The sequence below is a fragment of the Streptomyces sp. NPDC001407 genome, assembly GCF_042895325.1.
In the GTDB taxonomy this organism is placed as follows: domain Bacteria; phylum Actinomycetota; class Actinomycetes; order Streptomycetales; family Streptomycetaceae; genus Streptomyces.
In genome coordinates this window covers 356,186-377,118 of the sequence record NZ_JBIAWF010000005.1, presented here as the reverse complement: position 1 = coordinate 377,118, position 20,933 = coordinate 356,186, and the positions used below count along the sequence as shown (strand labels likewise).

At 73.4% G+C, this 20,933-nt stretch carries 13 protein-coding genes; 10 read left to right on the top strand and 3 right to left on the bottom strand.

Annotated features, from left to right (window positions below):
- Nucleotides 1–102 precede the first annotated feature (102 nt).
- Complete coding sequence (locus tag ACFY1P_RS10900; RefSeq protein ID WP_390750457.1) at nt 103–912, top strand: GntR family transcriptional regulator; 810 nt, start codon at nt 103–105, stop codon at nt 910–912.
- 189 nt (nt 913–1,101) lie between these two features.
- On the opposite strand, the gene ACFY1P_RS10895 is transcribed toward ACFY1P_RS10900, so the two are convergent.
- The gene (locus ACFY1P_RS10895; RefSeq protein ID WP_361529860.1) at nt 1,102–1,905 is read right to left on the bottom strand and encodes a hypothetical protein; all 804 of its coding nucleotides are present in this window, start codon (nt 1,903–1,905) and stop codon (nt 1,102–1,104) included.
- 364 nt (nt 1,906–2,269) lie between these two features.
- Here ACFY1P_RS10895 and ACFY1P_RS10890 point away from each other — a divergent pair, with 364 nt between their 5' ends.
- Nucleotides 2,270–4,285, top strand: coding sequence for a GTP-binding protein (locus ACFY1P_RS10890; protein ID WP_390750456.1), 2,016 nt, complete (start codon nt 2,270–2,272; stop codon nt 4,283–4,285).
- 798 nt (nt 4,286–5,083) lie between these two features.
- Here ACFY1P_RS10890 and ACFY1P_RS10885 read toward each other — a convergent pair.
- A complete protein-coding gene (locus ACFY1P_RS10885) occupies nt 5,084–6,793 on the bottom strand; it encodes a PucR family transcriptional regulator (protein WP_390750455.1) in 1,710 nt (569 codons plus the stop codon).
- A 245-nt stretch (nt 6,794–7,038) separates the two neighbouring features.
- On the opposite strand from ACFY1P_RS10885, the gene ACFY1P_RS10880 reads away from it, so the two are divergent.
- The 6 genes from ACFY1P_RS10880 to ACFY1P_RS10855 all read left to right on the top strand — a co-directional run bounded on the left by ACFY1P_RS10880 (nt 7,039) and on the right by ACFY1P_RS10855 (nt 15,800).
- Nucleotides 7,039–7,926, top strand: coding sequence for an FAD binding domain-containing protein (locus ACFY1P_RS10880; protein WP_361533958.1), 888 nt, complete (start codon nt 7,039–7,041; stop codon nt 7,924–7,926).
- Nucleotides 7,917–8,465 (top strand): (2Fe-2S)-binding protein, encoded by a 549-nt coding sequence (locus ACFY1P_RS10875; protein ID WP_361533961.1) that lies wholly within the window; start codon nt 7,917–7,919, stop codon nt 8,463–8,465. Before ACFY1P_RS10880 ends, ACFY1P_RS10875 begins: the two co-directional genes overlap by 10 nt.
- 4 nt (nt 8,466–8,469) lie before the next feature.
- Entirely contained in the window at nt 8,470–11,073 is a 2,604-nt protein-coding gene (pucD, locus tag ACFY1P_RS10870; protein ID WP_390750454.1) for a xanthine dehydrogenase subunit D, read from the top strand.
- Nucleotides 11,074–11,253: 180 nt separating this feature from the next.
- Complete coding sequence (locus ACFY1P_RS10865) at nt 11,254–12,714, top strand: NCS2 family permease (protein ID WP_390750453.1); 1,461 nt, start codon at nt 11,254–11,256, stop codon at nt 12,712–12,714.
- A 54-nt stretch (nt 12,715–12,768) separates the two neighbouring features.
- A complete protein-coding gene (locus ACFY1P_RS10860) occupies nt 12,769–13,914 on the top strand; it encodes an XdhC family protein (protein WP_390750452.1) in 1,146 nt (381 codons plus the stop codon).
- Nucleotides 13,915–14,057: 143 nt separating this feature from the next.
- A complete protein-coding gene (locus ACFY1P_RS10855; RefSeq protein ID WP_390750451.1) occupies nt 14,058–15,800 on the top strand; it encodes an FG-GAP-like repeat-containing protein in 1,743 nt (580 codons plus the stop codon).
- Nucleotides 15,801–15,807: 7 nt separating this feature from the next.
- On the opposite strand, the gene ACFY1P_RS10850 is transcribed toward ACFY1P_RS10855, so the two are convergent.
- Nucleotides 15,808–16,794: an endonuclease/exonuclease/phosphatase family protein gene (locus ACFY1P_RS10850; protein ID WP_390750450.1), complete on the bottom strand. Its 987-nt coding sequence runs from the start codon at nt 16,792–16,794 to the stop codon at nt 15,808–15,810.
- A 555-nt stretch (nt 16,795–17,349) separates the two neighbouring features.
- Here ACFY1P_RS10850 and mgtA point away from each other — a divergent pair.
- Together mgtA and ACFY1P_RS10840 are read left to right on the top strand one after the other, a co-directional pair.
- Nucleotides 17,350–20,088, top strand: coding sequence for a magnesium-translocating P-type ATPase (gene mgtA / locus ACFY1P_RS10845; RefSeq protein ID WP_390750449.1), 2,739 nt, complete (start codon nt 17,350–17,352; stop codon nt 20,086–20,088).
- Nucleotides 20,089–20,132: 44 nt separating this feature from the next.
- Nucleotides 20,133–20,927: an MgtC/SapB family protein gene (locus ACFY1P_RS10840; RefSeq protein WP_390750448.1), complete on the top strand. Its 795-nt coding sequence runs from the start codon at nt 20,133–20,135 to the stop codon at nt 20,925–20,927.
- Nucleotides 20,928–20,933: the final 6 nt, after the last annotated feature.

Sequence of the window (20,933 nt, the reverse complement as noted above, 5' to 3'; positions counted from 1 at the left end):
AATCGCGATCGTTTACAGGCAAGCCTTACCTTACCCGGATGCTTCGGGGTTTGAACTGTCAGAACGGCCGCCTATGGTTCGGGTGGACACAGGAGGACCCCCATGGAGCAGGGCAGACCCCACAGCGCGGCACCGCGGCCCGGCCCCGGCGCGCCCGGACGGGCCACCGCGCACGGCGCGCCGACCGGCCACGTCCGGGGCGAGCACGTCCACAGCCAGGAGGCGTACGGCGAGGACGCGTACGGCGCCCCGGCCGCCGTCCCCGCCCCGCGGTCCGCTCCCGCACGCCGCATGCCGCAGCGGTACTCCGTGCGCGGGCAGATCCTCGACGCCCTGCGCAAGGCGCTGCTCAGCGGCGAACTGATACCCGGCGAGGTCTACTCCGGGCCCGCCCTGGGCGAGCGCTTCGGCGTCTCCGCGACGCCCGTCCGCGAGGCGATGCAGCAGCTGGCCATGGAAGGCGCCGTCGAGGTCGTCCCCAACCGCGGTTTCCGCGTGACCCGCCGCACCGCCCGCGACCTCGCCGAACTCGCCGAGGTGCGCGCCCTCCTGGAGGTCCCGGCTGTCCTGCGGCTGGCCCGCAGCGTGCCGGCCGCACGCTGGGCCGACCTGCGGCCCCTCGCCGAGACGGCCGCCGCCGTGGCGGCGACCGGCGACCGCGCCCACTACGCCGAGGCCGACCGCGCCTTCCACCGCGCGCTCCTCGGCCTCTCCGGCAACCGCCAACTGGTCACCATCGCCGAGGAGCTCCACCGCCGCGCCCAGTGGCCCGCGGCCCACGGCCCCGCCGTCCGCACCGCCTGCCTCGCCGCGGACGCGGCCGAACACCTGGACCTGCTCGACGCCTTGGCGGCGGGCGATCTGGGGCGGGTGGAGACGCTGCTGACCGGGCACCTTTCGGGTGGGCGGTGATTCGGGTTGCTCGCCGTTGTCTTGTGCGGGTTGTGTGCGCCTGCGGCGGGCGGCCTCAAACGCCGGCCGGGCTCATTGTGGGGTTCGCCTTCGCCGAGTGTGGCCCGAACGCCCTTCGGGCGCGTCCTCGAACGCTGGCCGGGCTGGTTTGTCGGGTTCTTCGCCGTTGACGGGTGGCGGGACCCGGCTTCAGGCCGGAGCCGTGTCCGGAGGCAGTCGGTCCGCCAGCCATGCCGGGACGCCGCCCAGGAGGCGTACGAGCCGGCCCGCTTCCGCGCGTAGGCGTGCCGCCTCCTCCGCGTCGGGCAGGACGGCGGCCAGGGAGGCCAGGGCCGGGGCGATGCCGATCAGATAGCCCAGTTCTTCCCTTATGCGAAGCGACTCCGCGAAGCCGTACCGGGCCTCGGTGAGCTTGCCGTCGTGCTCGGCCATGGCCGCCACGTGCCGCCAGGTGAAGGACAGCAGCAGCCGCTGGCCGTGCGCGGCCGCCCCCGCGTGGGCGCGCTGGAAGGCGGCGGTGGCGTCGGAGGGATTCTCCGACAGGTGCTGGGCGATGAGCCCCCGCCGGAAGTTCAGCAACGGCCGCGTCGGCGAGGCGGGAGCCAGCAGCGCGGCCGCCCGGCCCAGCGCGGACCGCGCCTCGTCCGCCCGGTCCCGTACGCCCAAAAGGGTGGCCGCGTAAGCGAGATGGCCCCGCTCGCAAGCTGCCGCGCCCCGCTCCTCGTCGTCCGTGGCGAGCGCCTCGGCCGCCCGTAGCGCGTCCTCCGCGGCCCCCCAGCCCCGTCCGGTGAAGACGCACCGCTCGGTCAGCACCTCCGTCCGCCGCAGCGCCGCGCCCGGATCCTCGGCGGCGTGCGGGGCGAGCAGCGCGGCGGCGTCGTCCCAGCAGGCGCGCGACCGCAGTCGCCATACGGCTCTTTCGAGGGGATCGTCCCCTTGCGGGTCCCGCCCCTGTGGTCCTGGTGGCTCCTCCGACAACCCAGAATTCCGCATGGCGGTATCCGCCACAGTGCCCTCCCCAAGCGCGCCGTCGAGCTGGAAGCCGTGACCCGAATCTCAGCACGAAGACCCGGACGCGGCCAAGGGTCAGGTGTGAAGCAATTCACAAAGGGCGGACGACTTCCAGCAGTAGTCGAAGATTACCGGAGAGTGAACGGACCTATGAGCGTGAGGGTGCTCATGTGGTGCGGAAGAAAATGCGTCGCCCCGGCCGGTGCGCTGCTGGCAGGATGACCGGCGCCCGCACCACCGCGGGCGCGAAGGACGCCGAAGACCTCGGGAGACACGGGCATGCGCGGAAACCTCGGAAACCACCAGCGCCCTGACCGGACGACCGTCCCCGAGGACTTCTTCGCGTATGCACACCACCAGCAGCAACTCGCGCTCCCGGAACACCGCGAGTGACGCCAGCCACACCCTCAACATCGGCATCGTCGCCCACGTCGACGCCGGCAAGACCAGCCTCACCGAGCGTCTCCTCTTCGACGCCGGTGTCATCGACCGGCTCGGCAGCGTCGACGACGGCAGCACCCTGACCGACAGCGGCGGGCTGGAACGCCGCCGCGGCATCACCATCCGTACCGCCGTCGCCCCCTTCCGCGTCGGCGACCGCCGCGTCAACCTCATCGACACCCCGGGCCACAGCGACTTCATCGCCGAGGTGGAACGCGCCCTCGGCGTCCTCGACGGCGCCGTGCTCGTGCTGTCCGCCGTCGAGGGTGTGCAGGCGCAGACGCGCGTGCTGATGAAGACCCTGCGGCGGCTGCGGCTGCCCACGCTGATCTTCGTCAACAAGACCGACCGCGCGGGGGCGCGTGACGCCGGGACGCTGGCCGGCATCCGCCGCGGACTCGCGCCCGCGGTGGTGCCGATGGGCACCGTCGACGGCATCGGCACGCCCGGCGCCCGTACGGTCCCGGGCTCCTTCGCCGACCCGGCCTTCCGGGACGCGGTGGGCGAGGCCCTGGCCGAGGCCGACGACGAACTGCTCGCCCGGCTCGTCGACGGCGCGCCGCCCGGCGCGGACGAACTGCGCGCCCTGCTCGCCGACCGCACCGCGCGCGGGCTGGTCCACCCCGTGTACTTCGGCTCGGCGCTGTCCGGGGACGGCGTCGCGGCACTCGTCGACGGCATCGCCGCTTGGCTGCCACCGCGCCCGGCAGAAGGCGACGGTCCGACCGGCACGGTCTTCGCCGTGGAGCGGGGCGCGTCGGGCGCGAAGACGGCGTATCTCCGCCTGTTTGCCGGTGAGGTGACGGAACGTCAGCACATCACGCTGCACCGGCGTGAGGGGGACGGCATGCGGGCCGAGCACTCCGGCCGGATCACCGCCCTCGACGTGATCGGCGGGGCACCCGGCGACCGGCGCCGCCTCACCGCGGGCGGCATCGCCAGGATCCGCGGCCTGCCGCGCGTCAGGGTGGGCGACCGGCTGGGGTGCGCGGCGGGCGGCGACGCGACGCCGTACTTCGCGGGCCCGAGCCTGGAGACGGTCGTACGACCGGTGCGCGCCGCCGACGCGGCCCGGCTGCACGCCGCGCTCACCGCCCTCGCCGACCAGGACCCCCTCATCGGGACCCGCGCCCTGCCCGCCGGGGCCGGCATGTCGGTGCTCCTCTACGGCGAGGTGCAGAAGGAGATCATCGCGGCGACGCTCAGCGAGGAGTTCGGTGTCGACGCGCTCTTCGAGCCCAGCAGCACGGTCCACCGCGAGCGGCCGGCCGGCACGGGCGAGGCGTACGAGCAGATCGAACGCCACGGCGGCCACGACTTCTGGGCGACGGTGGGCCTGCGCGTCGAGCCCGGCCCACCGGGGTCGGGCAACGTCTTCCGCCGCGACACCGAACTCGGCGCCCTGCCGCTCGCCTTCGACCGCGCCATCGAGGAGACCGTCCACCGCACGCTCACCCAGGGCCTGCACGGCTGGCCCGTCACCGACTGCGTCGTCACCCTGACCCGCTCGGGCTTCGTGGGCCCGGTGAGCACGGCGGCGGACTTCCGCCGGGTGACCCCCCTGGTCCTGATGGGGGCGCTGGCGTCGGCGGGCACGGCGGTGTACGAGCCCTGCCATTCCTTCGAACTCGAGGTTCCCGTGGGCGCGTTGAGCGGGGTGAGCGGCGCGCTCGCTTCGGCGGGGGCACGGATCCGCGACACGGCCGTCGGGGGCGAGGCGTGCGTGCTCAAGGGGTTGATCCCGGCGGGGCGGGTGGCTTCGCTGGAGCGGCGGCTGCCGGCGCTCTCCAGTGGGGAGGCGGTGTGGTGGTCGATGCCGGCGGAAGATCTTCGCTGCGCGGGCTTGCCGCCTGTGCGGGCCCGCACGGATGGGAACCCGCTGAATCGGGCGGAGTATTTGCGGTTCTTGACGGGGGTGTGAGGCGGTCGCGCGTGCGGCGGGCTTGTTCCCCAGCCCGCCGCTTCCCGCACTGGGGCGCCGTGCCCCAGGCCCCCGGCTGCGGGTGGGTGCCTGCGGCGCTTCGTTCCCCTGCCCCGCCCTTTCCCGGCTGCGTCTGATGTGCGGCTCCGCCGCGTGGGGGGCGCTGCCCCAGACCCCTGGCTGCGAGCCGGTTCGCGCCTGCGGCGGGCCTTTTCCCCTACCCCGCCCCTTCCCGAAACTGGGGGCAAGCCCCCAGACCCCCGAACTGGGGCTCCGCCCCAGCCCCCGAACCTGCACGCTCGTTGCCGCCTGCGGCGGGAGCGGCCTGCGGCCGCGTCCTCAAACTCCCCCAGCTACCTCCCCCAGACTCCGTCCGGGGGTGCCCCCAGAGGTGCCCCCAACGGGCTGAAGACAAAAGCATGGCGTGCCCGGGCTGACTGAGCGCCCCGGACGGGCTGAAAGGAAAACGCGGCGCACCCCACAACCCGATGTTGCCCACCGGTGGGAGGGGGTGGGGTCGGAGGGTGGGGTTCTGGAACGCGGTGCGACTTCAGGGCACTCAATACGCGTAAGGGTGCCCGCACCGCGTTCCAGGTTCCCAGCCCGGAGGCGCCGCCCCCGGAACCCGCCACAACCCAGCCCGGCCGGCGTTTGAGGCCGCCCGCCGCAGGCGGCAACGGACCCGCACCCAGAATCGCCCCCGCACCCAGCGGAAAGCGCACCCACCACACACTCAAGCCCGGCCGGCGCTTGAGGCCACCCCACCCCAGCCACACACCAACCCGCACCCAGAAGCCCCTAACTCATCCGCAACGCCAGAAAGAAATCCAGCTTGTCCTCCAGACGCGACAGATCACGCCCCGTCAATTGCTCGATCCGCCCCACGCGGTAGCGCAAGGTGTTCACATGCAGATGCAAACGCGTCGCACACCGAGTCCACGAGCCGTCGCAGTCGAGGAACGCCTCCAGGGTCGGGATCAGCTCGGCCCGGTGGCGGTGGTCGTAGTCGCGCAGGGGGTCCAGCAGGCGTGCGGTGAAGGCGCGGCGGACGTCGTCGGGGACGAAGGGGAGCAGCAGCACATGCGAGGCCAGCTCCTGGTGGCCCGCGGCGCAGACCCGGCCCGGGCGGGCGGCGGCGACGCGGCGGGCGTGCCGGGCCTCCTCCAGCGCGCCGCGCAGGCCCTCCGCCGAGTGCACCGGGGCGCTGACGCCCAGCGTGAGCCGGCCGTCGTCGTCGAGCCCGCGGGCGAGGGGCTCGTGGACGGCCGCGAGGAGGGTGTCCGCGTGCAGCCCGGGCGCCGCCGCCGGGGCACCGTCCTCACCGGCGACCTCACCGGCGAGGTCGGGGCGGGCGGGCAGCGCGGGGAGCGGCACGAGGGCCACGGCCTCGTCGCCGAGGTGGGCGACCGCGATCCGGTCGGACGGCTCGGTGCCGGACGCGTCCGGGTCGGCCAGGATCTCCTCCAGCAGGGCCTGGGCCACCGGGCCGCCGGGGATGTCGCCGCTGTCCCACTCGACCCGGGCCACGACGACCTGCCAGTGTGGCGCGGTGCCGAGGCCCGGCAGCAGCACGGGCGCCGCCACCCGCAGCCGGGCGGCGATCTCGGCCGGGGCCGCGCCCGCCTGGACCAGCTCCAGGACCTCCTGGGCGAGCCGGCGCCGCACCGTACGGGCGGCGTCGCGCCGGTCGCGCTCGACCGCGATCAGCTGGGTGACGCCGTCGAGCAGGTCGAGACGCTCCGCGGGCCAGTCGCCGGCGTCCGCCTCGACGGCCAGCAGCCAGTCCGACAGGACGGTCTCCCGGACGTCGCGGGCGGCGCCCCGCCCGGCCCCGGTGATGGGGAAGAGGGAGTAGGTGTTGCCCCCGGCGCTCACCCGGTGCGGGCCACGCCGCCCGGTGCGCGAGGCGGCGAGGTGCTCGCCCGCGAGGGTGGCGCAGACGGCGGCCGGCAGCGCGGGACCGGAGCCGGCCAGCGAGGACCCGGCGATGGGGCGGCCGGTGGGGGAGAGCACCCAGGCCCGCAGGTCCAGGTCGGAGCCGAGCAGGTCGAGGACGACCTCGGGGCCGCCGCCCGCCGGGCCGGAGGTCATCAGCCGCCGGTGCCGGTCCACGACGGCCGCGAGATCCCCGGCCCGCTCGCTGGAGACCTGCCGCACCACGTGCTCGGTGATGGACGCGAACGACACGTCCTCGACCACCGAGAACAGCGGCAGCCGGTGCCGCGCGCACGCCTGCACGAGGTCGTCGGGGATCGAGCGCATCTCGGCCTCGCCCGCCGCGAGCCCGGCCACCCCGGCCGAGGAGAGGATCCGTACGAAGCGCTCGGAGTCCTCCGGCTCCCGCCGCCACGCGAGGCCCGTGAGCACCAGCTCCCCGCCGGAGAGATACCGGCTCGGGTCGCGCAGGTCGGTGGTCATCACGCCGCGCACGGAGCGGTCCAGCTCGTCCTCGCCGCCGAGCAGCCGAAGGCCCAGTGCTTCGGTCTCCAGGAGTGCGCGCAGCCGCATCGTGGTCGCCGCCGATCTGTCTTGTTGTAACCAGTGGAATGCAGTGGGGTTTCTGAACCCCGTCTTTCGTTCGAATCTACAAGACGGGGCGCGCGGCCAGCGAACCGCTTCATGGTTTCGGTGACTGCACCCGGGTGCCCGCCCGGCCTTCTACTGGCTCCACGCCGCGTGAACAGGACATGAACCGCCCGGCAGGAACACCCCCCGGCACCACTCCACGGGACCCGATCGAGAAGAGAAGATCCATGGACTTCCTGCGCCCCGGCAGCTGGGAGGAGGCGCTCGCCGCGAAGGCCGAGCACCCCACGGCTGTGCCCATCGCGGGCGGCACGGACGTGATGGTCGAGATCAACTTCGACCACCGCCGGCCGGAGTATCTGCTCGACCTGAATCGCATCGGCGATTTGTACGAATGGGAGATCGGTGACCGCGACGTCCGCCTCGGCGCGTCCGTGCCGTACACCCGGATCATGGAAGAGCTCCGCGACCCGCTGCCCGGCCTCGCGCTCGCCTCGCACACCGTGGGGTCCCCGCAGATCCGCAACCGCGGCAGCGTGGGCGGCAACCTCGGCGCGGCGTCCCCGGCCGGGGACGCCCACCCCGCGCTGCTCGCGGCGGGCGCCGAGGTGGAGGCGGAGTCGGTGCGCGGCACCCGGCTGATCCCGGTGGAGGAGTTCTACACCGGCGTGAAGCGCAACGCCCTGGCGCCGGACGAGCTCATCCGGGCCGTACGCATCAGGAAGGCGGACGGGCCGCAGCAGTTCTCCAAGGTCGGCACGCGCAACGCCATGGTCATCGCGGTCTGCGCCTTCGGCATCGCCCTGCACCCGGACACCCGCACCGTGCGGACCGGCATCGGCTCGGCCGCGCCCACGCCGGTGCGGGCCCGGGCGGCGGAGGACTTCCTGGCGGCCGCGCTGGAGGAGGGCGGCTTCTGGGAGTCGGGCGCGGCCCTCGCGCCGTCGCTCGCCCGGCAGTTCGCCGAGCTCGCCGCCGGCGCGTGCAACCCGATCGACGACGTGCGCGGCAGCGCCCGGTACCGGCGGCACGCGGTGGGCGTCATGGCCCGCCGGACGCTCGGCTGGACCTGGGACGCGTACCGCGGCAGCGAGAGGAACACCCGATGCGCGTGAACTTCGAGGTCAACGGGCGGCCGCAGCAGGCCGACGACGTCTGGGAGGGCGAGAGCCTGTTGTACGTCCTGCGGGAACGGCTGGGCCTGCCGGGCTCGAAGAACGCCTGCGAGCAGGGCGAGTGCGGGTCCTGCACGGTCCGCCTCGACGGGGTGCCGGTGTGTGCCTGCCTGGTGGCCGCGGGCCAGGTCCAGGGCCGTACGGTCGACACCGTGGAAGGGCTCGCCGACTACGCGAAGCGGCGGGCCGGCGGCGCGGGCGCGACGGACCCCGGCGCGGCCGCGCACTGGCGGCCCGACGCGGCGGTCACCGAACTCTCCCCGGTCCAGCAGGCGTTCATCGACGCCGGAGCCGTCCAGTGCGGCTTCTGCACCCCCGGCCTGCTCGTCGCCGCCGACGAACTGCTGGAGCGCAACACCGACCCCACCGACGCCGACATCCGCGAGGCGCTCTCGGGCAACCTCTGCCGCTGCACCGGCTACGAGAAGATCCTCGACGCGGTGCGCCTCGCGGCCGCCCGCGCCGGAGAGGGGAGCTGACGTGATGTCTCCGGCCCGCGCACGGCGTGGTTTTCCGCCCGGCCCCGTCGAGCCGCCCGGCTCCCGGTCCCCGGCCGCCGGCCGGGAACGCAACCACGACGCGCCCCGTCGTCGCACGGCGCCGCGGGCGGACGACACGCTCACCGTCACGTCGGAAGCCGCCGCCTCCCAGGCCGTCGTGTCACAAGCCGGTGCGCCTCAGGCCGGCGTCTCCCATGCCGTGCGAGGCGCGGCCACCGCACGCGTCCCCACCGCGCTCACCCAGGGCAGCCGCACCCGCGGCGGCATCGGCGAGTCCACCCAGCGCCCCGACGGCACCCTGAAGGTCACCGGCGACTTCGCCTACGCCTCCGACCTGTGGCACGAGGACATGCTCTGGGGGTTCACGCTCCGCAGCCCGCACACCCACGCCCGGATCCTGTCCGTCGACCTCTCCGAGGCGTACGCCACGCCGGGCGTCCACGCCGTCCTCACCCACGCCGACCTGCCCGCCGAGACCCGCTACGGCCTGGAGATCAAGGACACCCCCGTCCTCGCCGACGGCGTCGTCCGCTACCACGGCGAGCCCGTCGCGCTCGTCGCCGCCGACCACCCCGAGACCGCCCGCCGCGCCGCCGCGAAGATCAAGGTGGCGTACGAGCAACTGCCCACCGTCACCGACGAGGAGACGGCCACCGCGCCCGGCGCGCCCCTGCTGCACCCCGGCCGCGACGACGACCACGCCCGGCACGTGCCCCACCCCAACATCGTCCACCGCCAGCCGGTGATCCGCGGCGACGTCGCCGCCGCCCGCGCCCGCGCCGAGGTGGTCGTCACCGGCGACTACGAAGTGGGCATGCAGGACCAGGCGTTCCTCGGCCCCGAGTCCGGACTCGCCGTCCCCGCCGAGGACGGCGGCGTCGACCTCTACGTCGCCACCCAGTGGCTGCACGCCGACCTCCGCCAGATCGCCCCCGTACTCGGCCTGCCCGAGGACAAGGTCCGCATGACGCTCTCCGGCGTCGGCGGGGCCTTCGGCGGCCGCGAGGACCTCTCCATGCAGGCCCACGCCTGCCTGCTGGCGCTGCGCGCCGGACGGCCCGTCAAGATGGTCTACAACCGCTTCGAGTCGTTCTTCGGCCACGTCCACCGCCACCCCGCCAAGCTGCACTACGAGCACGGCGCGACGCGGGACGGCGAGTTGCTGTACGTGAGCTGCCGCATCGTCCTCGACGGCGGCGCGTACGCCTCGTCCTCCCCGGCCGTCGTCGGCAACGCCGCCTCGCTCGCCGTCGGCCCGTACGTCGTCGACAACGTCGAGAGCGAAGCCCTCGCCCTCTACACCAACAACCCGCCCTGCGGGGCGATGCGCGGCTTCGGCGCGGTGCAGGCGTGCTTCGCCTACGAGGCGCAGATGGACAAGCTGGCCGCCGCGCTGGGGATGGACCCGGTGGAGCTGCGGCAGCGCAACGCCATGGCGCAGGGCGCCGTCATGCCCACCGGGCAGACCGTGGACTCCCCGGCACCGGTCGCCGAACTCCTGCGCCGGGTCAAGGCGTTGCCGATGCCGCCCGAGCGGGAGTGGGAGAGCGCGGGCGGCCCGCCCGACGTGCGCGCCCTGCCCGGCGGCCTGTCGAACACCACCCACGGCGAGGGCGTCGTGCGGGGCGTCGGCTACGCGGTCGGCATAAAGAACGTCGGCTTCTCCGAGGGCTTCGACGACTACTCCACCGCCCGCGTGCGGCTGGAGACCGTCGGTGGGCAGCCCGTGGCCACGGTGCACACCGCCATGGCGGAGGTCGGCCAGGGCGGGGTCACCGTGCACGCGCAGATCGCCCGCACCGAGCTCGGCGTCAGCCAGGTCACCATCCGGCCCGCCGACACCCGCGTCGGCTCGGCGGGCTCCACCTCCGCCTCCCGCCAGACCTATGTCACCGGCGGCGCAGTCCGGCACGCGTGCGAGGCCGTACGGGAGAAGGTGCTGGAGCTCGGCCGCGCCAGGTTCGCGGCCCACCACCCGGCCTGGAGCCACGCCGAACTCCTCCTGGAGGGCGGCAAGGTCACAACCGACGGGGGCGAGGTGCTCGCCGACCTCGCCGACGTGCTGGAGGACGAGGTGGTCGACGTCGAGCTGGAGTGGCGCCACCGGCCCACCGTGCCCTTCGACCTGAGGACCGGGCAGGGCGACGGCCATGTGCAGTACTCCTTCGCCGCCCACCGCGCCGTCGTCGAGGTCGACACCGAACTCGGGCTGGTCAAGGTGATCGAGCTCGCCTGCGCACAGGACGTCGGCAAGGCGCTCAACCCGCTGTCGGTGGTGGGTCAGATACAGGGCGGCACCACCCAGGGCCTCGGGCTGGCCGTGATGGAGGAGATCGTCGTCGCGGCGGACGGCAGGGTGCGCAACCCCTCCTTCACCGACTACCTCATCCCCACCATCCTGGACACCCCCGCCATACCGGTCGACATGCTCGAACTCGCCGACGACCACGCCCCGTACGGGCTGCGCGGCGTCGGCGAGGCGCCCACCCTCTCCTCCACCCCCGCCGTCGTCGCCGCGATCCGCGCCGCCACGGGCCTGCCGCTGGGGCGGGTGCCCGTCCGGCCGGAACACCTCACCGGCACCTGAACCACCATCATGTGACAGATCATCAGGACCGCACCTCCCGCGCGCCCCCCGCAGGGTCGTGTGGTGCAATCCCTTCATCTCGGGCCGTCCCCCGGGTTGTGCAGCCGCTCCGCATCCCAAATTCCGCGGGCGGGCCCACCGGCCGCCCACGGATGCCCCTCTGAACCTTGGGAAGGCATCATGACCCAGTCATCCGTGGAGACCGGGGCCACGGCGGAGGGCGCGGGCGCGGGCCCGTGTCCGCCCGCCGCGCGTTCTCCGCTCGACCGGTACTTCCACATCGGCGAGCGAGGCTCCACCGTCGCGCGTGAAGTACGCGGCGGCATCACCACCTTCATGGCGATGTGCTACATCCTGCTCCTCAACCCGCTGATCCTCTCCGGCCCCGACGCGTCAAGGCACACCCTGGGCCACGCCGGGCTCATCACCGCCACGGCGCTCGCGGCCGCCGTCAGCACCCTGCTCATGGGATTCCTCGGCAAGGTGCCGCTCGCCCTCGCCGCCGGCCTCGGCGTCTCCGGCGTGCTCGCCACCCAGGTGGCACCCCACATGACGTGGCCGCAGGCCATGGGCATGTGCGTGATCTACGGCGCGGTGATCGTGCTGCTGGCCGTCACCGGCCTGCGGGAACTGATCATGAACGCGATACCGCTCGCCCTCAAGCACGCCATCACCATGGGCATCGGGATGTTCATCGCCCTCATCGGCCTGGTCAAGGCGGGCTTCGTGCACGCCTCCACGGGCGGCGGGCCGGTCACCCTCGGCCCGGCCGGCGAGCTCACGGGCTGGCCGGTGCTGATCTTCTGCGTCACCCTGCTGACCGTCCTGATGCTCCAGGCCCGCGAGGTCCCCGGCGCGATCCTCATCGGCATCGTCTCCGGCACCCTCCTGGCCGTCGTCGTCAACGCCGTCGGCCATCTCGGCCCCGGCACCTGGCAGAACGGCGCGCCCGCACTCAAGGGCAGCGCGGTCTCCATGCCGGACTTCTCCCTCTTCGGGCACGTCGAGTTCGGCGGCTGGGGCTCGCTCGGGGCCATGAGCGTGGGGATGATCGTCTTCACCCTGGTGCTGGCCGGGTTCTTCGACGCGATGGCCACCATCATCGGCGTCGGCACCGAGGCACGGCTCACCGACGCCTCCGGCCGGATGCCGGGCCTGAGCAAGGCGCTCTTCATCGACGGCGCGGGCGGCGCGATCGGCGGCGTCGCGGGGGCCTCGGGCCAGACCGTCTTCATCGAGTCGGCGACCGGGGTGGGCGAGGGCGCCCGCACGGGCCTGTCCTCGGTGGTCACCGGACTCTTCTTCGCCGCCTGCCTGTTCTTCACCCCGCTCACCCGGATCGTGCCCGGCGAGGTCGCCGCCGCGGCGCTCGTGGTGATCGGCGCGATGATGATGAGCAACGCCCGGCACATCGACTGGAACGACCGGGCGGTGGCCGTCCCGGCCTTCCTGACCGTGGTGCTGATGCCCTTCACCTACTCCATCACCGCGGGCGTGGGCGCGGGGGTCATCGCCTACACGGCCATCAGGACGGCCCAGGGGAAGTGGCGCGAACCGGGCGTGTTCATGTGGCTGTTGACACTGGTCTTCGCCGTGTACTTCGCGCTGCACCCGATCGAGAGGTGGCTGGGGGCGGCGTAGGAGGCCGCGGCGCGGCCCGCCACCGCACCTGACGGAACACCCGAGGAGAGAGACATGCTGGACCTCGCAGAGGAGCTGCACCGCTGGTGCGAGCAGGGCCGGGACTTCGCCGTCGCCACCGTCGTGTCCGTGCGCGGCAGCGCGCCACGGCAGCCCGGGGCGGCCCTGGCCGTCGACGCCGACGGCACCGTCGTCGGGTCCGTGTCCGGCGGGTGCGTGGAGGGCGCGGTCTACGACCTGTGCCTGGCCGCCCTCGCCGAGGGTGCAAGCGTGCGCGAGAGCTTCGGCTACTCCGACGAGGACGCCTTCGCGGTCGGCCTGACCTGCGGCGGTGTCATCGACATCCTCGTCACCCCGGTCCGGGCCGACGCCCCGGACCGGGGGGTGCACGCGGCCGCGCTGGCGGCCGCCGCGCGCGGGGAGACCGCGGCCCTCGCACGCGTGGTGGACGGCCCGGCCGCCCTGCTGGGCCGCCCCCTGCTCGTACGGCCCGACGGCGGCCGGGCCGGCACCCTCGGCGGCCCCGGCGCGCTCGACGCCGCCGCCGCGCGGGAGACGGCGGCGCTGCTCGGCCTCGGCCGCACCGGAACCGTCCAGGTGGCGTACGGCGCCGACGGGGCCGGGGAGAGCGGATCGCGCTGCGGCGAACAGGTCGTGCTGCTCGTCGAGTCCAGCCTCCCGCCGCCCCGGATGATCGTCTTCGGGGCCGTGGACTTCGCCGCGGCCCTCACCGGCGTCGGGAAGTTCCTCGGCTACCACGTGACCGTCTGCGACGCCCGGCCCGTCTTCGCCACCGCCGACCGCTTCCCCGCGGCGGACGAGGTCGTCGTCGACTGGCCGCACCGCTATCTCGACTCGCAGGAGCTCGACCGCCGCACGGTGCTGTGCGTCCTCACCCACGACGCGAAGTTCGACATCCCGCTGCTGGAGCGGGCGTTGCGGCTCCCGGTCGCCTACGTCGGCGCGATGGGCTCACGCCGCACGCACGAGGACCGGCTCGGCCGGCTGCGGGAGGCCGGGGTGGGCGAACGCGAGCTGGACCGGCTGCGCTCGCCCATCGGCCTGGATCTCGGCGCCCGTACGCCGGAGGAGACCGCGCTGTCCATCGCCGCCGAGATCGTCGCCACGCGGCGCGGCGGCACGGGCGTGCCGCTCACCGGCGCGGGGACGCCCATCCACCGGGACGCACGCGCGGCCTGACCGTACGGAAGACAGCGTTCCGGGGACGGCCTCGGGAGCGCCCGTGCCCCTGTGGCAGGATGCCTCGATTGCAGGTTCAACCACCTCAGAGAGTCACCTTGTCACCTTTCAGATGGTCCCGCAGCGCAGCAGTCCTTCTCTGCATGGCCGCGTGCGGCACGACCGCCACCGCCGCCGTCGCGGCCACCCCGGACACGGCCGGCGGCCGGGCCGCCGAGAAGTTCTGGACGGCCGAGCGCATGGCCGCCGCCAAGCCGGCCGACGCGGGCCGCGCCGCAGCGCCCGCCCCGGGCGCCGCCCGGAGCCGCTCGCTCGTCGGCGCCGCGGCCCCGGCCGGTACGCCGCAGGGCGCGTACGGCGACGGCATACCCATGGTCGGTACGTTCTTCAGCAGCACCGGCCCCGACGGGCCCACCTACTGCACCGCAAGCGTGGTGCACAGCGCGGGCCGCAACCTCGTGCTCACCGCCGGGCACTGCGCCAAGTCCCTCGCGGGCGGCGGCCAGCGGATCTTCGTGCCGCAGTACCGCAAGGGCCTGGACGCGGCCCACCAGCCGTACGGCGTCTTCCCTGTCGACCGGGTCTTCACCGACCCGCGCTACACGAAGAACAGCAAGGGCCCCGACTCCAACCTGGACTTCGGCTTCGCCCGCCTCTCCCCGAACGCCCAGGGTGCCTCCGTGGAGGACCGCACCGGCGCCCTCCGGCTCACCCCGACCCCGCGCTGGACCAGCACGGTCACGGTGGCCGGCTACCCCGGCTCGCACAACCCGGACCAGAAGGCCGTCAGCTGCACGGTGCCGACCTCGCGTCTCGCCGGCTTCCGCCAGCTCCAGATGAAGTGCGGCGGCTTCTACGGCGGCACCTCCGGCAGCCCCTGGATCACCAACTACGACGCCAAGAGCCGCTCCGGCGACGTCATCGGCAACCTCGGCGGCTGGAACGGCGGCGGCAACGACACCGGCGACGACTGGATCAGCTACTCCCCGGTGTACGACCACGAGATCCAGGACCTCTACCAGGACGCCGTCGCCGACCGCACGCCCGTCCGCGCCCCGTACCAGCCGCCCTCCGACGCCGCACGGCTGCCCGGCGCGGCGTCGACCTGGAGCCACGCCAGGTTCCTCACCTCCGGCGACTACACCGGCGACGGCCGCGACGACCTGATGACGGTCTGGAGCGACGGCGAGGTCACCCTCTACCCCGGCGACGGCAAGGGCGGCTTCGGCGCGGAGCAGCAGCTCGCGAAGCCGAAGAGCTACTGGCAGCGCGCCCAGGCCGTGACCACCGGCGACTTCAGCGGCACCGGCAGGCCCGACGTCCTGGTCCGCTGGGACACCGGCAAGGTCAGCTACTACGAGGACGTGGACGCGGCGGGCTTCGGCGCCAAGAAGGAGTTCACGCTCGCGGCCGCCGGCTCCGCCTGGAAGGACGCCGCGCAGATCACGGCGGGCCGCTTCAACTCCACCGGCAAGGCGGCCGACCTGGTCGTCCGCTGGACCGACGGCAAGGTCACCCTGCACAGCGGAGTGAACCCGTCCGGCACCGGCACCGAGCGCCGCCTCGCGGACTCCGGCTCCTTCTGGCGCAACTCCACCGCCCTCGCCGCCACCCTCCCCGCGGGCCGGGACCGCTCGCAGGTCGTCGTGCGCTGGACCGACGGCTCGCTGGGCAGCTTCGCCCTCTCCGGCAGCGGGCTCTCCGGCACCCGCCTCCAGGCGGCCAACCCCTCCTGGGCGGCGCCCGCGATGACCGCGGGCGACTTCGGCGGCTCGGGCCGCGCCGACGGCCTCCTCGTCCGCTGGGCCGACGGCGAGACCGCGCTCTACGGCAGCACCGCCGCGGACACCCTCGGCACCTGGAACCCGCTGGTCAATACCGGCTGACACACCGTCAGTCATGCAGTGCGGCATCGACCACCAGCGCCCGGTGGTCGGTGCCGGCCAGGTCCAGGAACCGCGCCGCACGCGGCTGGACCGCGGCGCTGACCAGCACGTGGTCGATCTGCGCGCCCAGCGGCGGCGCGGTCAGCGCGGGCCACGTGGGCGTGCGCGCCCGGCCCACCAGGGCCGCGCTGTCCCGCACCCCGGTGTCCAGGAGGGAGCGGAACGCCGCGTGGTCCTGCGTGGCGTTGAAGTCGCCCGCGATGACGGTCGGCGCCGCACCCCGCCCGGCCGCCACGGCCCGCAGCCGCGCCAGCTCCCGCTGCCACAGCGCCACCTGGCCGGGCACCGGCGGCATCGGATGCGCCACCTGGAAGCGCAGCGCCACCCCCGCCACGCGCACCACCGCCCGGGGCATCGCCAGCGTGCCGGGCACCTCACCGTCCGGCTCCAGCGGGAACCTGCTCAGGATCGCCGAGCCCTCGGCCCGGCCACCTCCGACGATCCGGCGGTACGGGTAGGCCGCGCGCACCTCCGGCCCGTCGAGGGCGACCGCGCAGTTCTCCGGGGCGCACTCCTGCACCGACACCAGGTCCGGCTTCTCCCGGCGCAGCGCCTCCAGCAGCCCCTGGGTCGCGCCGCCGAACTCCAAGTTCGCGGTGAGGATGCGCAGTTGGGCCCGCACCGGGCCCGGCGCGGGCGGGTGCGCCGCGTGGTACGGGCGGAGGAAGAAGGCGAGAGCCGCGACGGCGAGCAGCCCGCAGACGCAGCCGACGACCCACCGCGCGCCCGCCGCCAGCAGCAGCGCGACGGCGGCGGGGATCAGCAACCACGGCAGGAACGCCAGGAGTTGGGGCACCGGCGTGAAGGCGTCGGTCCCCAGGGCGCGGCACAGCGGCACGGCGCTCGCGGGGATCAGCAGCAGCCCCGCGCACCGGCGTGCCCAGCGCCGCCGCCCGCCCGGCAGCCGCATTCCCTTCCCGAGGTCTTTCCGCATCGTTTGACCCTCGCATTACCCGCCCGGGGCGGACCCGCTTGACTTCCTATGGCAAGCTAGACGCTGAAGGTGCCGCTCCGGCCGCATTGACGCGTATTTACGCCGCGCGGCGCCTGTGCTGTCCGTGACGAGCGAGGAGGTGATCGGGATGACCAGTCGGAGTCCCGAGGGAAGTCCTCGCTACAGTCGGTCGGCCGCTCTTCGCCGAGCGTAGGCGCCCCGCTTCTCCCTTTCCGGGCGCAGGCGTTCCGCTGATTCCCCACTGAGCTGACCTGCGGCACCGCCTTTTTCCGGCGTTCATTGCCGCGCTGTTGTCGCGAGCCCTTTCCCTTTCCGGTGTTTCCGGCCTCCCTGGCCGTCGAATTCCCCATTTCCGCGCACGGTGGCGTTTTTCGCCGTCCCGCCGCGCGGTCACCCTTCACTATTCCGTGCCCCGGCGCGGCCGCGCCGTGCCGCGATGCCGCCATGCCGTCGCGTTGTCGCGCGCCGCCGCTTCGTCGAACCCGGCGAACTCGTCGCGCCGCCGTGCCGTCGTGCCCGGAGAGAGGTTCCGCCATGACCGACACCACCCTCACCCCTCAGAAGCTCGCGCCGCCGGGCCGTGGCCGCCGCGACCGCAAGGCCGCGGAGCTGGAGACCCGTACCCGCGCGGCCGGTGAGCGGCTCGCCCGCTACAGCTCCCTGCCCGGCAGCCAGGTCCTCCAGGACGTACGCGTCACCGCGCAGGGACTGCGCCACGACGAGGCCGCCCACCGCCTGGAGCGCCACGGCGCCAACGTCGTCGCCCACGAGCGCGCGCCCCGCTGGTTCACGCAGCTCGCCAAGGCGTTCGTCAACCCCTTCATCGCCGTGCTCGTCGCGCTGGACCTCGTCATGCTCTGGCAGTGGCTCCGGGCCGCCGGCGACGAGCCCTTCGACCCGGGTATCGCCATCCTCGCCACGATGGTGCTGGTCAGCGGCGCCCTGCGGTTCTGGCAGGAATACCGCTCGGGACGTTCGGCCGCGGCCCTGAGGGCCTTGGTCACCACGACCACGGCCGTGCAGCGCCGGGCCGGGCGCGGCGAGCGGCCCACCACCGTCGAGATCCCCATGGACCAGGTCGTCCCCGGCGACATCGTGCGCCTCGCCGCCGGCGACCTCGTACCCGCCGACCTGCGGCTGCTCACCGCCAAGGACCTCATGGTCGGCCAGGCCGCGCTGTCCGGCGAGTCGCTGCCCGTGGCCAAGGCCGACACCAGGACCCACGACTACGGGCAGAGCTCCACCACCGACCCCGTCGAGGCCGACAACCTCTGCCTCATGGGCACCACCGTCACCTCCGGCACGGCCACCGGCGTGGTCGTCGCCACCGGCTCCGACACCTACTTCGGCTCGATGGCCGGCTCCCTGGTCGGCGAGCGCCCGCAGACCAGCTTCGACACCGGCGTGCGCAAGGTCAGCTTCCTGCTGATCCGCTTCATGCTGGTCATGGTCCCCGTCGTCTTCGCGGTCAACGGCTTCACCAAGGGCGACTGGGACGAGGCGTTCATGTTCGCCCTCGCGGTCGCGGTCGGGCTGACCCCCGAGATGCTGCCGATGGTCGTCACCACCAACCTCGCGCGCGGCGCGGTCGCCATGTCCCGGCGCAAGGTCGTCGTCAAGCGCCTCAACGCCATCCAGAACCTCGGCGCCATGGACGTGCTCTGCACGGACAAGACCGGCACGCTCACCGAGGACCGCATCGTCCTCGACCGCTACCTCGACGTGCGCGGCCAGGAGGACACCGAGGTTCTCGAACACGCCTATCTCAATGCCCACTTCCAGACCGGGCTGCGCAACCTCATGGACCAGGCGGTCATCGACCGCGTGCTCGAGGCCGAGGAGGTTGTCGTCGACGCGCGCTTCACGATGGTCGACGAGATCCCCTTCGACTTCGCCCGCCGCCGGATGTCGGTGGTCCTGAACCGCAACAGCCTCGCCGCGGCCCCCGAGCCGGGCGAGCACATCATGATCACCAAGGGTGCCGTCGAGGAAGTCCTCGCCCTGTGCACCCATATGACGGACCGTGGGCAGCGCGTGGAGCTCACCGACGAGCTGCGCCGCGAGGTCACCCGTACGGCCGAGGACCATAACCGGCAGGGCCTGCGCGTCCTCGCCGTGGCCACCCGTACGCTCCCCGCCGAGCGGACGGTCTACACCGTCGCCGACGAGGCCGAGCTGACCCTCATCGGCTTCCTCGCCTTCCTCGACCCGCCGAAGGCCGACGCGGCGCAGGCCCTCCAGGCCCTCGCCGACAAGGGCGTCACGGTCAAGGTCGTCACCGGTGACAACGAGCTGGTCGCCGCGCGCGTCTGCGCCGACGTCGGCATCGACGTGGGCGAGGTCGTCACCGGCACCCGGATCGACCGGCTCGACGACGACGAGCTGCGCGCCCTGGTGCGGACCACCACGCTCTTCGCCAAGACCAACCCCGTGCAGAAGGCCCGGATCGTGCGGGCGCTCCAGGCCGAGGGGCACACGGTGGGCTTCCTCGGCGACGGCATCAACGACGCCGTGGCGCTGCGGGACGCCGACGTCGGGATCTCCGTGGACACGGCCGTCGACATCGCCAAGGAGTCGGCGGACATCATCCTGCTGGAGAAGGACCTGATGGTCCTGGAGCAGGGCGTGGAGCAGGGCCGGACGACGTTCGGCAACACCATCAAGTACATCAAGATGACGGCGAGCTCGAACTTCGGCAACGTCTTCTCGGTGCTGGTGGCCAGCGCGTTCATCCCCTTCCAGCCGATGCTCGCGATCCACCTCCTGGTGCAGAACCTCGCGTACGACATCTCCCAGCTGGCCACCCCGTGGGACCGGATGGACCCGGACTACCTGCGCAAGCCGCGCACCTGGGACGCCAAGGGCATCGCCCGGTTCATGCTCTGCGTGGGTCCGATCAGCTCCGTCTTCGACATCACCACCTTCCTGGTGATGTGGCACGTCTTCGGGGCGGACAGCGAGGCGCACCAGACGCTCTTCCAGTCCGGCTGGTTCGTCGAGGGACTGCTCTCCCAGACCCTCGTCGTCCACATGATCCGCACTCGCAGGATCCCGTTCGTCCAGTCCAGGGCCTCGGCGCCGGTGCTGGTCATGACCGCGCTGGTGATGGCGTTCGGCGTCTTCCTGCCGTTCTCGCCGCTGGCGCACGCGCTGTCGATGGAGCCGCTGCCGATGGCCTACTTCCCCTGGCTGATCGGCATCCTGCTGACCTACTGCGCGCTCACCCAGGTGGTGAAGACCTGGTACATCCGGCGGTTCAGCACCTGGCTGTGACCGGCCGATAGGGATACGGACGAGCACGAGGAGGAAAGTGCGGCATGGTCATCGTCAATGAGTGGCACATGGCGGCCAACATCGCGGCCGGCCTGGGCTTCGGTGCGATCATCGGGCTGGAGCGCCAGTGGCGGGCGCGCATGGCCGGACTGCGGACGAACGCGCTCGTCGCGGCGGGCTCCGCCCTCTTCGTCCTGCTGTCGCAGTACGGCTTCTCGGCGGCGACGAGCACCACGGGTTACGACGGCTCGCGGGTCGCCGCCCAGATCGTCTCCGGCATCGGCTTCCTGGGCGCCGGCGTCATCATGCGCGACGGGCTGAGCGTCCGCGGCCTCAACACCGCGGCCACGCTGTGGTGTTCGGCCGCGGTCGGCGCCCTCGCGGGGACCGGGCTCTATGTGGTCGCGGCGCTCGGCACCGTCGGCGTGGTCGGCGCGAACACCCTGCTGCGGCCACTGGCCCGAGGCCTTGACCGGGGCCCGCACGGCGGCGCCGAGGTGGCCACGGACTACCACTTCGAGGTCGTCTGCACCGAACCGGAGGAGGCCCACATCCGGACCCTCGTCGTGCAGGCCGTCACCCGTCCCGGCTTCCGGCTGCGCTCGGTGTACAGCAGCGACGTGGAGACCGGCGGCAAGGTGACGGTCGCCGCCGACCTCACCACCGAGCGACGCAACGACAGCCTGCTCGAAGAGGCCGTCAGCAGGCTCTCGTTGGAGCCCGCCGTCTCGGCCGTGCGCTGGACGGTCCTGCACGGGCCGGACGACACGGACGACGACGACTACCCCACGGAGACGCGGGGGCGGCGGCGGGTGCGGGACTTCTTCACGGGGCGGTGACCGGTG

Coding starts and splice junctions, on each gene's coding strand:
- ACFY1P_RS10900 (WP_390750457.1), top strand. CDS start 103: ATGGAGCAGGGCAGACCCCACAGCGCGGCACCGCGGCCCGGCCCCGGC.
- ACFY1P_RS10895 (WP_361529860.1), bottom strand. CDS start 1,905: ATGCGGAATTCTGGGTTGTCGGAGGAGCCACCAGGACCACAGGGGCGG.
- ACFY1P_RS10890 (WP_390750456.1), top strand. CDS start 2,270: ATGCACACCACCAGCAGCAACTCGCGCTCCCGGAACACCGCGAGTGAC.
- ACFY1P_RS10885 (WP_390750455.1), bottom strand. CDS start 6,793: ATGCGGCTGCGCGCACTCCTGGAGACCGAAGCACTGGGCCTTCGGCTG.
- ACFY1P_RS10880 (WP_361533958.1), top strand. CDS start 7,039: ATGGACTTCCTGCGCCCCGGCAGCTGGGAGGAGGCGCTCGCCGCGAAG.
- ACFY1P_RS10875 (WP_361533961.1), top strand. CDS start 7,917: ATGCGCGTGAACTTCGAGGTCAACGGGCGGCCGCAGCAGGCCGACGAC.
- pucD (WP_390750454.1), top strand. CDS start 8,470: ATGTCTCCGGCCCGCGCACGGCGTGGTTTTCCGCCCGGCCCCGTCGAG.
- ACFY1P_RS10865 (WP_390750453.1), top strand. CDS start 11,254: ATGACCCAGTCATCCGTGGAGACCGGGGCCACGGCGGAGGGCGCGGGC.
- ACFY1P_RS10860 (WP_390750452.1), top strand. CDS start 12,769: ATGCTGGACCTCGCAGAGGAGCTGCACCGCTGGTGCGAGCAGGGCCGG.
- ACFY1P_RS10855 (WP_390750451.1), top strand. CDS start 14,058: ATGGCCGCGTGCGGCACGACCGCCACCGCCGCCGTCGCGGCCACCCCG.
- ACFY1P_RS10850 (WP_390750450.1), bottom strand. CDS start 16,794: ATGCGGAAAGACCTCGGGAAGGGAATGCGGCTGCCGGGCGGGCGGCGG.
- mgtA (WP_390750449.1), top strand. CDS start 17,350: ATGACCGACACCACCCTCACCCCTCAGAAGCTCGCGCCGCCGGGCCGT.
- ACFY1P_RS10840 (WP_390750448.1), top strand. CDS start 20,133: ATGGTCATCGTCAATGAGTGGCACATGGCGGCCAACATCGCGGCCGGC.